12 protein-coding genes are annotated in these 13,996 nt (G+C 41.2%); 11 read left to right on the top strand and 1 reads right to left on the bottom strand.

Going from position 1 to position 13,996, the window contains the following annotated elements:
• The first annotated feature begins 18 nt into the window (after nucleotides 1–18).
• The 8 genes from CES82_RS07610 (at nucleotide 19) to argH (ending at nucleotide 9,294) form a co-directional block, all read left to right on the top strand.
• Nucleotides 19–909 carry a hypothetical protein gene (locus CES82_RS07610; protein ID WP_143466297.1) on the top strand — a complete coding sequence of 297 codons (891 nt, stop codon included), beginning with the start codon at nucleotides 19–21 and terminating at the stop codon, nucleotides 907–909.
• Between the two features lie 187 nt (nucleotides 910–1,096).
• A complete protein-coding gene (tuf, locus tag CES82_RS07605) occupies nucleotides 1,097–2,284 on the top strand; it encodes an elongation factor Tu (protein ID WP_098825058.1) in 1,188 nt (395 codons plus the stop codon).
• Between the two features lie 246 nt (nucleotides 2,285–2,530).
• Nucleotides 2,531–3,853 (top strand): trigger factor, encoded by a 1,323-nt coding sequence (tig, locus tag CES82_RS07600; protein WP_098825056.1) that lies wholly within the window; start codon nucleotides 2,531–2,533, stop codon nucleotides 3,851–3,853.
• A 261-nt stretch (nucleotides 3,854–4,114) separates the two neighbouring features.
• Nucleotides 4,115–5,365, top strand: a complete 1,251-nt coding sequence (gene clpX / locus CES82_RS07595) for an ATP-dependent Clp protease ATP-binding subunit ClpX (protein WP_098825054.1) — start codon at nucleotides 4,115–4,117, stop codon at nucleotides 5,363–5,365.
• A 101-nt stretch (nucleotides 5,366–5,466) separates the two neighbouring features.
• Nucleotides 5,467–6,063, top strand: a complete 597-nt coding sequence (gene yihA, locus CES82_RS07590) for a ribosome biogenesis GTP-binding protein YihA/YsxC (RefSeq protein WP_098825052.1) — start codon at nucleotides 5,467–5,469, stop codon at nucleotides 6,061–6,063.
• Complete coding sequence (locus CES82_RS07585; protein ID WP_098825050.1) at nucleotides 6,063–6,359, top strand: nucleoside triphosphate pyrophosphohydrolase family protein; 297 nt, start codon at nucleotides 6,063–6,065, stop codon at nucleotides 6,357–6,359. The genes yihA and CES82_RS07585 overlap by 1 nt, the downstream gene beginning before the upstream one ends.
• Before the next feature lie 254 nt (nucleotides 6,360–6,613).
• Nucleotides 6,614–7,912, top strand: coding sequence for an argininosuccinate synthase (locus CES82_RS07580; RefSeq protein WP_098825048.1), 1,299 nt, complete (start codon nucleotides 6,614–6,616; stop codon nucleotides 7,910–7,912).
• Nucleotides 7,912–9,294: an argininosuccinate lyase gene (argH, locus tag CES82_RS07575; protein WP_098825046.1), complete on the top strand. Its 1,383-nt coding sequence runs from the start codon at nucleotides 7,912–7,914 to the stop codon at nucleotides 9,292–9,294. Before CES82_RS07580 ends, argH begins: the two co-directional genes overlap by 1 nt.
• Before the next feature lie 29 nt (nucleotides 9,295–9,323).
• Here argH and CES82_RS12485 read toward each other — a convergent pair whose 3' ends face one another.
• Nucleotides 9,324–9,494 carry an SPJ_0845 family protein gene (locus tag CES82_RS12485; protein WP_180245695.1) on the bottom strand — a complete coding sequence of 57 codons (171 nt, stop codon included), beginning with the start codon at nucleotides 9,492–9,494 and terminating at the stop codon, nucleotides 9,324–9,326.
• A gap of 334 nt (nucleotides 9,495–9,828) precedes the next feature.
• Here CES82_RS12485 and CES82_RS07570 point away from each other — a divergent pair, with 334 nt between their 5' ends.
• The 3 genes from CES82_RS07570 to uvrC all read left to right on the top strand — a co-directional run bounded on the left by CES82_RS07570 (nucleotide 9,829) and on the right by uvrC (nucleotide 13,996).
• On the top strand, nucleotides 9,829–11,271 hold the full coding sequence (locus tag CES82_RS07570) for an ABC transporter substrate-binding protein/permease (protein WP_225364872.1): 1,443 nt from the start codon (nucleotides 9,829–9,831) through the stop codon (nucleotides 11,269–11,271).
• Nucleotides 11,261–12,007, top strand: coding sequence for an amino acid ABC transporter ATP-binding protein (locus CES82_RS07565; RefSeq protein ID WP_098825043.1), 747 nt, complete (start codon nucleotides 11,261–11,263; stop codon nucleotides 12,005–12,007). The genes CES82_RS07570 and CES82_RS07565 overlap by 11 nt, the downstream gene beginning before the upstream one ends.
• A 198-nt stretch (nucleotides 12,008–12,205) precedes the next feature.
• Nucleotides 12,206–13,996 (top strand): excinuclease ABC subunit UvrC, encoded by a 1,791-nt coding sequence (gene uvrC, locus CES82_RS07560; protein ID WP_098825041.1) that lies wholly within the window; start codon nucleotides 12,206–12,208, stop codon nucleotides 13,994–13,996.

Genomic DNA, 13,996 nt, shown 5'->3' with positions numbered 1-13,996 from the left:
TCAATGAAGGTGAAAAGCGTGGATCGAAACTTACAATTAGCGAATGAAGCGTTTAAAGCTCAGAAGTGGGCGCAGGCGGCTCAACTGTATGAACAAGAGTATCAGTCTGCACCAAGTGAAAAAATCAACCATTTGCTGGTAAAGAGCCTATTTGAAGAACATCAATACAAGATGGCTTATACCATAATGATGGATAACTTAAATAGTTACTTAATGGATGAACAGCACGTGATACTGATGGTGGAGGTATTACTGGCTAATCGGCAACTGTTAATGTCGCATGTTCTAACAGCTACTTTGCCGCGGGTACCTGCACAAGTCACCCGATTAATTCAACAAGCCGAAGCCAATGCGCGTCAGGAACCAAATTTTAAAAAAGACTATCAAACGTTCTATCAACTGAGTGCACTGACGTTTAATCAACAACAGCGTGCATTTGAAAAGGGCAAGGAGTTACCCCTTGATGAGTGGGTGACAGCGACAAAGGTCTTACTGATTGATCCATTTGTTAAGCCGATCATTCGAGTTAGCTTATTGGAAATGGTGCAAAAGCTTAAATTGCCAGAACACTTTGAATTTCGCTGGTTAGATAATAAAAATTATGAAATTGTCGGGAATCAGTTAAAATCACTGGCGGAGTTTGAAAAAGTTGGTATACTAGAAAACGTGTTGCGAGAAATGATTGATGACCATGATCCTGTCACTCAGCAGTTGTATCAAAACGAGCTGGGTTTGCAAGTCACACTTTTATATCCCTTTATTGATCGGGCTATTCCGGATCCTAGAGCTTGGGTAACTCGCCTAATCAAGGGAGATCAAGTACAGTCAGCAACGTTACCAGCAGCATATAGTCTTGAATGGTGGCAGCGAAAACTGTCACAAATTATGTCAGAGATGACAGGTGCTTAAAAAAGTTCCATTGAATTTAGCGTTTATTGTTTACAAACGATAACCTAATCTATATAATATTTAAGGATTCTTCTTGAGGGATTCTCGATTTACCTTTTCGAGAAGATGTAGTATAATTTACAGCAAAGGGTTGCCAACAACTTGCTTGTTGGCATAATCTTTGTGAAAAATACAGGAGGTTTCATTAATGGCAAAAGAAACATACGAACGAACTAAGCCCCATGTAAACATTGGTACTATTGGCCATATTGACCATGGGAAGACTACCTTGACCGCAGCGATCACCAAGGTTTTAGCTCAAAAAGGGTTAGCTAAGGAAGAAGATTACGCTGATATCGACAAGGCACCTGAAGAACGTGAACGTGGTATCACGATCAACACTGCCCACGTTGAATACGAAACTGAGAAACGTCACTATGCTCATATTGACGCTCCAGGACATGCTGATTACATCAAGAACATGATCACTGGTGCCGCTCAAATGGATGGTGCTATCTTAGTTGTTGCCGCAACCGATGGTCCAATGCCACAAACTCGTGAACATATCCTTTTGGCTCGCCAAGTTGGTGTTGAATACATCGTGGTCTTCTTAAACAAGACCGACTTAGTTGACGATGATGAATTGATCGACTTAGTTGAAATGGAAGTCCGTGAATTACTTTCAGAATACGATTACCCTGGTGATGATATTCCAGTTATCCGCGGTTCTGCTCTTAAAGCACTCCAAGGTGATGAAGAACAACAAAAGGTTATCGAACACTTAATGGACGTTGTCGATGAATACATCCCAACTCCAGTTCGTGACAACGACAAGCCTTTCTTGATGCCTGTTGAAGACGTCTTCACCATCACTGGTCGTGGTACTGTTGCTTCTGGTCGTATCGATCGTGGTACTATCAAGGTCGGCGATGAAGTTGAAATCGTTGGTCTTAAGGAAGAAGTTCTTAAGAGTACTGTTACTGGTTTGGAAATGTTCCGTAAGACTTTGGAATTTGGTGAAGCCGGCGATAACGTTGGTGTCTTGCTTCGTGGTATTAACCGTGAACAAGTTGTTCGTGGCCAAGTTCTTGCAAAGCCAGGTTCGATCCAAACTCACAGTAAGTTCAAGGGTGAAGTTTATATCCTTTCTAAAGAAGAAGGTGGCCGTCATACGCCATTCTTCTCAAACTACCGTCCACAATTCTACTTCCACACCACTGATATCACTGGTGTTATTGAATTGCCTGATGGCGTAGAAATGGTTATGCCTGGCGATAACGTCACTTTCGAAGTTGACTTGATTGCCCCAGCTGCCATTGAAAAGGGTACTAAGTTTACTGTTCGTGAAGGTGGCCATACTGTTGGTGCCGGTGTTGTTTCAGATATCATGGACTAATACCTACCTAAATGAACATAAAAAGTCCGAGAAGGTTAACTTTTCGGACTTTTTTATTTGAATGAATAAGGGTCTAACAAGTCTCATATTTGTTTCAAAATTAAATTAATTGATGAAAAAACGTGTCTTCCATGCGTTGCAATGCACTCTAATGTTTACTTTTCAGCTTCCTTACGTTAAACTAAAGTTTGTACGCAATTTGAATATGATCGTATTCGAAGATATATTTAATTCGGAGGGAATATAATGTCTGCAAAATGGGAAAAAAAGGACGGCAACAAAGGCGAATTAACCTTTGAAATTGATGCCGACCAAATCAAAAAGGGCTTAGACCAAGCTTTCGCAAAAACCAAGAAGAATTTAGCTGTTCCTGGCTTCCGTAAGGGAAAGGTTCCACGCCAAATCTTCAACAAGATGTATGGTGAAGAAGCTCTTTATCAAGATGCTTTAAACATTGTTTTGCCTGATGCATATGAAGCAGCAATCAAAGAAGCAGGTATCGAACCAGTTGATCAACCAGAAGTTAATGTTGAATCTATGGAAAAGAACCAACCATGGGTTTTGAAGGCTGTTGTTACCGTTAAGCCTGACGTTAAACTGGGTGAATACAAAGACTTAAGTGTTACAAAACAAAACACTCGTGTTTACCAAAAAGACATTGATGCTGAATTAGAGAGCCGTCGTCAATCACAAGCTGAATTAGTTTTGAAAGAAGACGAACCAGCTGCTAAAGGCGATACTGTTGTAATCGACTTTGATGGTTACGTTGATGGCAAGCAATTCGATGGTGGAAAAGCTGATAACTATTCACTAGAATTGGGTTCTAACTCATTTATCCCAGGTTTTGAAGACCAATTAGTTGGTCACAAGGCTGGCGAAGATGTTGATGTTAAGGTCACCTTCCCTGATGATTACCAAGCTGAAAACTTGCAAGGTAAAGAAGCCACATTCAAGACCACTATTCATGAAGTTAAGCAAAAGGAATTACCTGAACTTGACGATGAATTTGCCAAGGATGTTGACGAAGAAGTTGATAGCTTAGACGAATTAAAGGCTAAGATCAAAGACGAATTGAAGGAAAAGAAAGTTACAGCTGCACATGATGCTATCGAAGACGAAGCAATCAGTGAAGCCGTTGACAACGCTGAAGTCAAAGAGATTCCTGAAGCAATGAAGGAAGACGACATTCACCGTCAGATGGACCAATACTTAGCTAACATGCAACAACAAGGTATCGATCCTAAGACTTACTTCAAACTGACTGGTACTAGCGAAGATGATCTGCACAAGCAGTTTGCTGCTGATGCAGAACGTCGTGTTAAGACCAACTTGGTTCTTGAAGCCATTGTTGAAGCAGAAAAAATCGAACCTTCTGAAGATGATTTGAATGCAGAAGTTAAAGATTTAGCTGGCCAATATGGTATGGAAGAAAGCGCTGTTCGTTCGGCACTTTCAGATGACATGTTGAAGCACGATATTGCCATCAAGAAGGCTGTTGATTTGATCACTGATTCAGCCAAGCAAGACAAGTCTAAAAAAGACGAAGAAAACGAAAAGAACGAAAAATAGTTTTTAACGTTAGCACTGCTCACAAAGGCCCTAAGGACGAGAATATTTGATTCTTGTTAGGGCCTTTGTTTGCGTATATAGGAATGAAGTTTAGAAAAAACTTAAGCGAGCAACATTTCTTTGCGTGAAAAGGTGTTGTACCAAGCGTGTACGCTGTCTTCATTTGAGCTTTTCCTTTCCCACGCCTATATTTGTATGGTATAGTAGCAGTTGCGTTAAAGAATAAGATAATCGTAGAATTTAAAGAGGGGTGACTCTTAATTGTTTGAAAATACTGATACAACCGGCCCCGTAAATTGTTCTTTCTGTGGCAAGTCGCAGGATCAGGTTAAAAAAATTGTTGCTGGTCCCGGCGTGTATATCTACAATGAATGTATCGATTTATGTAAAGAAATCATTGATGAAGAATTTAGTGAGGAAAGCTCACAAACTGTTTTTGATGTGCCAACTCCACAACAAATTGTAGATTCTTTAAATCAGTACGTTATTGGTCAAACTGAAGCTAAAAAGACGCTTTCAGTTGCTGTTTATAATCACTATAAGCGTGTTAATGAAATGGCCACTAACAAAAATGATGGTCCTGAATTGCAAAAGAGTAACATCACGATGATTGGACCTACTGGGTCGGGTAAAACTTACCTGGCACAAACTTTGGCTAAAATCTTGAATGTGCCATTTGCAATTGCCGATGCAACGACACTAACTGAAGCAGGGTATGTCGGCGAAGATGTAGAGAATATTCTTTTGAAGCTGCTGCAAAACGCCGATTATGACGTTGAACGTGCTGAAAAAGGGATTATCTACATTGATGAAATTGATAAAATTGCCAAAAAGGCTGAAAATGTCTCGATTACACGGGATGTTTCTGGTGAAGGTGTCCAACAAGCCCTATTGAAGATTCTTGAAGGGACAATTGCCAACGTTCCGCCTCAGGGTGGTCGTAAGCATCCTCAACAAGAATTTATTCAAATTGACACGACTAATATTCTATTTATCGTGGGTGGTGCCTTTGATGGTATCGAAACGATTGTCAAAAACCGTCTTGGCGATAAGACGATTGGTTTCGGTGCAGATTCAACTCATCAACCAATTGATAAATCAGAAAGCTTAATGCAGCGCGTTGTTCCTGAAGATATGCTAGAATTTGGTTTGATTCCTGAATTTATTGGGCGTTTACCAATTTTGACTGCCTTAGAGAAACTCTCTGAAGATGATTTGGTTCGAATTCTAACTGAACCTAAGAATGCCTTAGTGAAGCAGTATCAACGACTGATTTCACTGGATGGTGTTGAACTCGATTTTGAAGATCAAGCTTTACGAGAAATGGCTCGATTGGCATTGAAGCGTAATACCGGTGCACGTGGCCTTCGATCAATTATTGAAGACGTCATGCGAGATATTATGTTTGAATTACCAAGCCGAGATGATGTCGCCAAAGTTATTGTAACCGGTGATACTGTTAAAGATCATCAGGAACCTGAGCTAATTTTAAAGGATCAAAAGGCTTCATAGCCGCTGATCTGAAACTAATGTCAGCTGACATTTTAAGCCGTATGTTCCGTGTTATGGGGCATACGGTTTTTATTTAGCTAAGAGTTGGACGGAGGAAAATCATGGAAGTACACAATGTTGAACTGGTGATGAGTGCGGTTGATCCCAAACAATATCCCAAAACAGGACAACCAGAAATTGCGTTGGTTGGTCGCTCAAACGTCGGTAAATCATCTTTGACGAATGTTTTGATCAATCGAAATAGTTATGCCAGAACGTCAAGTCAGCCTGGGAAAACGCAGACGTTAAATTTTTATCACGTGGAGGATTCACTCTATTTTGTCGATGTACCCGGCTATGGGTATGCTAAAGTGTCTCGATCAGAACGTGAAAAATGGGGCGAAATGATTGAAACCTACCTCACTTCGAGAGATACATTGCGAGGTGTTGTTTCATTGGTAGATGGTCGACATGCGCCCACTAGTGACGATCAAACGATGTATAATTGGCTCAGTTACTACGAAATTCCAACCCTGGTGGTGGCAACTAAGATGGATAAGATCTCAGGGGCAAAGTGGAATAAACAGCTGAGTTTAGTCAAAAAGACGTTACAGATCCGTGCTGAAGATGACTTATTGCCATTTTCCGCGCAAACTAAGGCTGGTAAAGATGAAGTGTGGCAATGGATCGAACAGCATGCGTTTGGGGGAAAATCATAATGGAATTTAATGACTATCAAAAGGCTGCCAACCGGACCCTTTTTGGCAGTGAACAGGTTTTGACTAATTGTGCTTTGGGCCTTTCCAGCGAAACCGGTCAAGTTGTTGATCTGGTTAAGCAGTATACTTTTCAGGGTGAATCTCTGGACAAAAAGCAGTTGGTAAAGGAAATGGGCGATGTTCTCTGGTATTTATCTCAGGTAGCAGAGTGGGCAGATATTCCCTTTGAAGAAGTTGCTAGTGGCAATATTGAACGTTTAAATAAACGTTATCCGGCTTCACACAATAATCAGTAATAGCTTTTTTGCTTAAAAATAAAGAAAAGTTCGACTATCAGTTGAGTGATTACTGATAGTCGAACTTTTTTGATGTCATTATTTTTGAAAACGGTTACATGGAATCCTAGACCCATTTTATTTCAAAAATATGTATATTAAATGTAATATTGGCCTTTTTTGTGTATAAATAACAAAAAACACTTGCATTAACTGAATACAGGTGTTAATCTCGTATCATTAAGTTAAAATGAAAAAATGAGAGGGCGTTTAACATGACGAAAAATAAGAAAGTTGTATTAGCATATTCTGGCGGTTTGGATACTTCAGTAGCAATTCCCTGGTTAAAGGATAAGGGCTATGATGTGATTGCTTGCTGCATTAACGTGGGTGAAGGTAAAGATTTAGACTTTATTAAGCAAAAAGCACTCAATGTTGGCGCCGTTAAAGTTTACGTGATCGATGCACTTGAAGAATTCGCAGAAGACTACGCAATGGTTGCCTTACAAGGTAATACGTACTACGAGGGCGAATATCCATTGATTTCAGCGCTATCACGGCCATTGATCAGTAAAAAACTGGTCGAAGTTGCGCAAGAAGAAAATGCTCAGGCAGTTGCTCATGGCTGTACCGGTAAAGGTAATGACCAAGTCCGGTTTGAAGTTGCCATCCATGCATTGAACCCAGGACTCGAAGTATTGAGCCCAGTTCGGGACTGGCACTGGTCACGGGAAGAAGAAATTGATTATGCTAAGAAGCACAACATTCCGATTCCAATTGATTTAGACTCACCATATTCAATCGATGCTAATATTTGGGGTCGTGCCAATGAAGCCGGCGTGCTGGAAGACCCATGGGCTAGTGCACCTGAAGATGCCTATGCTTTGACTAACCCGATCGACAAGACACCTGATACTCCAACGGATATTGAGATTACCTTTGTAAAAGGTGTGCCAACTAAATTAAACGGTAAAGCAATGCAGTTAGCTGATTTGATTCAGAAACTTAACAAAATTGCTGGTGAACATGGTGTTGGCCGGATCGATCACATTGAAAACCGGTTAGTCGGCATCAAGTCTCGTGAAGTCTACGAAGCACCTGCTGCTACAGTTTTGATGAAGGCACACAAACAGTTGGAAGATTTGACTTTTGAACGGGACTTAGCTCATTTCAAGCCCGTTATTGAAAAGCAATTAAGCGAAATGATTTACAACGCCCTATGGTTCTCACCATTGATGGATGCTCTGCTTGCTTTCTTGAAGAAGAGCCAAGAAGTTGTTAGCGGTGTGATTAAAGTTGAATTGTTTAAGGGCAACGTCATCACTTTAGGCCGGAAGTCAGACAGTTCATTGTATGACAAGAATTTGGCAACTTATACCGCTTCAGATTCATTTGATCAAGAAGCTGCCAAGGGCTTCATCAAGTTATGGGGTCTACCAACAACCGTTTACTCACAAGTGAAGATGAAGAATCAGCAATCTGCATTTGTTAATGCGGTCACTCAAAACACTAAGAGCAAGGTAAAAGTGGCTGTTAAGGCAGAAAAGAAGCATCAAACGGAGGCGACAAAGTAATGGCAACCAAAAAGCTCTGGGGTGGCCGGTTCCAAGAACAGGCGGCTGCATGGGTCGATGCTTTTGGGGCTTCCATTTCCTTTGATCAACTCATGGCTGAAGAAGATATTGAAGGTTCTTTAGCCCACGTCAAAATGCTTCAAAAAACGGGTATTGTTCCTTCTGATGACTGCGATCAAATTATTGCTGGGTTAGAAGGAATCCAAACGGACCTTGAAGCTGGAAAGCTGACCTTTAACGTTGAAAACGAAGATATTCATATGAATATTGAAAGTATTTTAACGGACAGAATTGGTCCGGTGGCTGGTAAATTGCATACGGCTAGGTCACGTAATGATCAAGTCGCTACGGATTTTCACCTTTATTTGAAGAAACGGTTACCTAAGGTGATTGATGAAATTACTACCGTGCAAAAAACGCTGATCAGTTTGGCAGAAAAGAACGTTGAAACCATCATGCCAGGCTATACGCATTTACAGCACGCTCAGCCGATCTCATACGGTCATTATCTGATGGCCTATTACCAAATGTTTAAGCGTGACAAGGAACGGTTTACGTTTAATGAAGTGCATACGGATATTTCACCACTGGGTGCAGCAGCCTTAGCTGGGACCACTTTTCCCATCGATCGTCAGATGACGGCCAAAACGTTGGGATTCAGCCAAGTTTATGCTAACTCGCTAGATGCTGTGTCGGATCGTGATTTTGCGTTGGAATTTCTCAGTAACAGTTCGATTTTAATGATGCATTTATCCCGGTTCTGTGAAGAACTTAGTATGTGGGTCAGTCATGAATTCCAGTACCTAGAACTATCTGATGCTTATACAACTGGTAGTTCAATCATGCCACAGAAAAAGAATCCGGATATGGCAGAACTGATTCGTGGTAAGAGTGGCCGAGTTTATGGTCACTTGATGGGATTGTTGGCGACAATGAAGTCACTACCGTTAGCCTACAACAAGGATCTGCAAGAGGACAAAGAGGGGGTCTTCGATACAGTTAAAACCTTGTTGCCAGCATTGCGAGTCTTCAATGGCATGCTCTCAACGGTAACCGTTAAGGCGGATAATATGAAAGCCGCTACGGAAAATGATTTCTCAAACGCTACTGAATTAGCTGATTATTTGGCCACTAAGGGTGTGCCATTTAGAGAGGCGCATGGCATTGTGGGGCAGTTAGTTTTGAAGGGTATCCAAACGCATCAAAACTTACAGGATATGTCATTGGAGGAGCTCAAACAGGCGTCACCTAAAATTGAAGAAGATGTATACAACGATTTGAAGTCGGAAGTTGCTGTTGAACGTCGGCATTCCGAAGGTGGCACGGGCTTTGATCAGGTTCGTAAACAAATTGAACAGGCTAAAAAAGAACTCGAGGCATAAAAAAACGGCACCCACTGGGTGTCGTTTTTTTATTTATGGTAACTGCGATGTTCTTTGATTAAAGCTTTGGCCTTTTTAGTGTCATCTTTTTGTTCATCGTGTTTTAAAAATTTGTCGCGCTTTTCGTCCTTTAAATCAACCTCGGCAAACTTACCAAACATTGCATCGAGATTGTTCTGACGTTTCACTTTTAATCCCATGATGTGGTCAACTCCTTCATTGGGCCTAGTTTATCATGGCTAATGGTGAGAATGCAAGTAAGTCGAAAAATGGTGAGTTGGTGGGCATTAGAGGAGAACATTGATCAACAGCTGGTCACTAAATTTTTGTACCGTAATCGTATCCATTTTCCATGTGAATAATGTATATAAAAGTGCATATTAAACATAATATTGCTTTTTCATGTATAAATTAGACTTTTTCGTAATTTTTATTGCATAAAGACTTATTTTGGTGTAGTGTTGAAGTTACTTAAATTAAGAGAGGGAGTTACCGCGAATGAAAGTCAAGGGGAGAAACGTATTACTCACCATCATGACGTTGTGTTTGTCATTATTATTTTTATTTACAGTTCAGCCAGCGCACCATACCGCATATGCTGCGGATGATTCGCTTCAGAAGATTAAGGATCGGGGTAGCATCATCATGGCGACTTCGCCAGATTACCCGCCGTACGAATTCCAGGTCAGCAAGAATGGTAAATCCCAAGTTGTTGGGATGGATGTTGACATCATGAGACAAGTCGCCAAAGACTTGGGCGTTAAGTTAGTGATTAAGTCCATGTCATACGATTCCGTTTTGGTAGCCGTCGAAACTGGTAAAGCTGACGTAGCTATGAGTGGTATCAACCCAACCGCTAAGCGTCGCCAAAGTGTTGATTTCTCAAAGATTTATTATAATGGTGGTCAAAGTTTCCTGATCAACAAGACCGATGTGGGCAAGTATAAGAATAAAGCCGCATTAGCTCATAAGAAGATCGGTGCTCAGACAGGGACGTTGCAATATAACTTAGCCAAAACTAAGATTCCTGGGGCAACGGTTAAAGGAATGGATAAGAACACTGATTTGGTGCTGGCGTTAAAGACTCACAAGATCGATGCACTTGGTATTGAAACACCTTCAGCCGAAGCTTATGTCAAGAATGACCATGATTTAGCAATGATCAAATCTGGTTATAAGTTGAATAAGAACGAAACTGGTTCTGCCATGGCCTTTAAAAAGGGTTCCGGTACTTTAGCCGCAGCCGTCAACAAGAGTATTGATAAGATCAAGGCAAAACATCTGACCACGCAATACCTAGCTAACGCAGGGAAATATATGAAAGTTAACACTAATAACACTTCAATGGTTCATTACTGGACTTATTTCGCAAAAGGGATTGAATACACGTTATTAATCTCAGCCATTTCAGTTATCTTTGGGGTTTTGTTAGGCACAATCTTAGCTTTGATGCGGTTTAGTAAGAGCAAGGTACTTAAGGCAATTTCAGTGGCATACGTCGAATTCGTTCGTGGGACGCCATTGATGGTTCAAGTCATGTTTGTGTACTTCGGTGTTGGGATCATTGTTAATTTGCCAGCATTATTATCAGGTATCATTGCCGTTTCATTGAACAGTGGTGCTTACGTTGAGGAAATTATTCGTGGTGGTATTAACTCGGTTGATAAAGGACAAACGGAAGCTTCTGCTAGTCTGGGGTTAGCCAAGGGCGATACCATGCGGTTCATCATCTTGCCTCAAGCACTGAAGAACATTTGGCCAGCACTTGGTAATGAATTTGTCTCACTGGTTAAGGAAAGTTCAATTGTTTCCATCATTGGTGTTACCGATTTGATTTACCAGTTAAACATTGTGCGTGCCGATACGTATCGTGGTGTTATGCCTGTGTTCGTCGCAATGTGCATTTACTTCGTGATGACGTTCATTTTGACGAGAATTCTAAACTACTTCGAGGGGAGAATGAAACATGCAAGATAAACCGTTAGTTGAAGTTAAAAAGCTTCAAAAAAACTATGGTGATACCGAAGTCCTAAAAGAAATTGACGGAACGGTTATGCCTGGTCAAGTGATTTGTGTCATCGGCCCTTCAGGTTCCGGTAAAAGTACGTTCTTACGTTGCTTGAATATGTTGGAAACTCCAACGGCTGGACAAGTTTTGTTTGAGGGCAAAGATACTCAGAAGTTTTCGGAAGAAGAATTGACCACATTACGTGAACGAATGGGCATGGTTTTTCAAAGCTTCAACTTGTTTCCTAATTTGACGGTGCTTGATAACTTAAAGTTAGCACCAATTCGAGTTAAAAAGATGTCGGATAAGGATGCGGAAGAAAAGGCGATGGGTTTGCTTAAACGGGTTGGCTTGGAAGAAAAAGCCAACGTTTATCCAAACAGTCTATCAGGTGGTCAAGCGCAACGTGTAGCCATTGCCAGAGCCTTAGCCATGGATCCTGAAATGCTACTGTTTGACGAACCAACCAGTGCTTTGGATCCTGAAATGGTCGGCGAAGTACTTGCCGTTATGAAGGAACTAGCCGAAGATGGGATGACGATGGTTGTTGTCACTCATGAAATGGGCTTTGCTAGAGAAGTTGCTAACGAGGTCTGGTTCATGGCTGACGGTTATATTCTGGAAAAGAACAAACCAAACGAAATGTTTGAACATCCACAGAATCCACGGACAAAGGACTTCATCAGTAAGATTATTAACAGTTAATTAACATTGTTATTAATAAAACACCATGATTCGATTTCGAATCATGGTGTTTTATTATGATGTGTTTAAATGACAAGTAAGTTAACGTAGGCAGGTAGCTTGCCCCAAACACTTATTCGGGGTTATAATGAAACGTCGAAACTGGGGAAGCTTGAGATAGCGGTACCCCAGAGAATGAAGCGGAAGGAGGTCATTTCTTTGGCCACCGAATATCTAGAACATAAATTAGCACTTTTGCCTGATATGCCCGGTATTTATATGATGAAAAACATTAACGGGCACATCATTTACGTCGGTAAAGCTAAAAACTTAAAAAACCGGGTACGTTCCTATTTTAAGAGTAGCCATGAAGGGAAAACGGCTCGCTTAGTCTCAGAAATTGCTGACTTTGAGACCATTGTGACGTCAACTGATAAAGAAGCTTTTTTGCTTGAAATCACGATGATTCAAAAACATCAGCCCCACTATAATATTAAGTTAAAGCAGGGAACTGGGTATCCCTACATTAAAATTACCAATGAGCGGGATCCTACCATGCTAATCGTCAGTTCCATTCGTAAGGATGGTGCCTATTATTTCGGCCCTTACCCTAACGTTTACGCGGCTGAGGAGACACTACACTTTTTGCAAAAGGTTTATCCGTTGCGACGTTGCAATGGCTATCAGAACCGGCCTTGCTTGTATTACCACATGGGTCAATGTTTGGGTGCCTGCTTTAAAGAAGTGCCAAAAGAACAATATGATAAGCAAATTGAACGCATCAAATCGTTTTTAAATGGCAATGTTGCAACTGTAAAACGGCATTTAAACGCTCAGATGAAAAAGGCTTCTGATAACTTAGAGTTTGAACGGGCGGCTGAAATTCGTGATCAGATGCACTACATCGAAGTAACTGTCGAAAAGCAAAAAATCATTTCTAACGATCAAACACCCCGTGACATTTTTAATTTTTATCTGGATAAAGGTTGGCTATCCGTACAGGTCTTCTTCATTCGTCAAGCACGCTTGATCAAGCGTGAGAAGCGTTTGTTCCCAATTGTGAACGATGAGATTGAAGAAATGACTAGTTTTATTATCCAATTTTATCACCGTAAAAATAGCGTTTTTCCAAAGGAAATCCTTGTGCCAGAAAGTTTGCCGAAGGATGTCTTGGAAGAGATGTTGCCGATGCCGGTGAGAACACCGCAACGTGGTGAAAAGCGGGCGCTGCTTGAAATGGCAGGAAAAAATGCCCGCTTAGTGTTAGAAGAAAAGTTCCGTTTGCTGGAGTTAGATGAACAAAAGACGACGGGGGCAATGAAAGAAATCACTGATGCCCTGGGAATTGCGCCAGGACACAAAATTGAAGCCTTTGATCATTCACATATTCAAGGAGCTGATTTGGTTTCTGCCATGGTGGTCTTCGTTGATGGACAGCCTAATAAGAGCTTATATCGAAAATATAAACTCAGAACCGTGGATCATGCTGATGAAGCTGCTAGTACAAGAGAAGTCATTCGGCGTCGATATACCCGGCTGCTTAAGGAGCATGAGACTATGCCTGACTTGGTTCTAATGGATGGTGGTGCTATTCAGTTAGAAGCTGCTAAGGACGTCTTAGAAAACGAATTGGGGCTAACTATTCCGGTGGCTGCGATGGTTAAAAACGACAAGCATAAAACTGCCGATTTATTATCAGAAGTTAACGATACGCCATTGCACCTTGATCCTAAGTCACAGGGCTTTTACCTGTTACAGCGGATTCAAGATGAAGTTCACCGGTTTGCAATTACGTTTCATCGAAAGGTCCATGCTAAAAACTCCCTTAGCTCGCGTTTGGACGATATTCAAGGAGTGGGGCCAAAAACCAGGAATAAATTACTGCGAAAGTTTGGCTCAATGAAGAAAATCGCGGCTGCAACGCCCGAGGAATTGCACGAACTCGGTATTTCTAAAGCAGTTGCGGATACGATTCATCTGACTTTAGCTAAAACAGCAGAGACAAGTTAA

The sequence above is a fragment of the Secundilactobacillus silagincola genome (assembly GCF_002583405.1).
Lineage (GTDB): Bacteria > Bacillota > Bacilli > Lactobacillales > Lactobacillaceae > Secundilactobacillus > Secundilactobacillus silagincola.
This window is presented reverse-complemented; position numbering and strand designations above follow the sequence as displayed.

Bases quoted from the DNA above. Each gene is read 5' to 3' on its own strand.
- tuf (WP_098825058.1), top strand. From the start codon at position 1,097: ATGGCAAAAGAAACATACGAACGAACTAAGCCCCATGTAAACATTGGT.
- tig (WP_098825056.1), top strand. From the start codon at position 2,531: ATGTCTGCAAAATGGGAAAAAAAGGACGGCAACAAAGGCGAATTAACC.
- yihA (WP_098825052.1), top strand. From the start codon at position 5,467: ATGGAAGTACACAATGTTGAACTGGTGATGAGTGCGGTTGATCCCAAA.
- CES82_RS07585 (WP_098825050.1), top strand. From the start codon at position 6,063: ATGGAATTTAATGACTATCAAAAGGCTGCCAACCGGACCCTTTTTGGC.
- CES82_RS07580 (WP_098825048.1), top strand. From the start codon at position 6,614: ATGACGAAAAATAAGAAAGTTGTATTAGCATATTCTGGCGGTTTGGAT.
- argH (WP_098825046.1), top strand. From the start codon at position 7,912: ATGGCAACCAAAAAGCTCTGGGGTGGCCGGTTCCAAGAACAGGCGGCT.
- CES82_RS12485 (WP_180245695.1), bottom strand. From the start codon at position 9,494: ATGGGATTAAAAGTGAAACGTCAGAACAATCTCGATGCAATGTTTGGT.
- CES82_RS07570 (WP_225364872.1), top strand. From the start codon at position 9,829: ATGACGTTGTGTTTGTCATTATTATTTTTATTTACAGTTCAGCCAGCG.
- CES82_RS07565 (WP_098825043.1), top strand. From the start codon at position 11,261: ATGCAAGATAAACCGTTAGTTGAAGTTAAAAAGCTTCAAAAAAACTAT.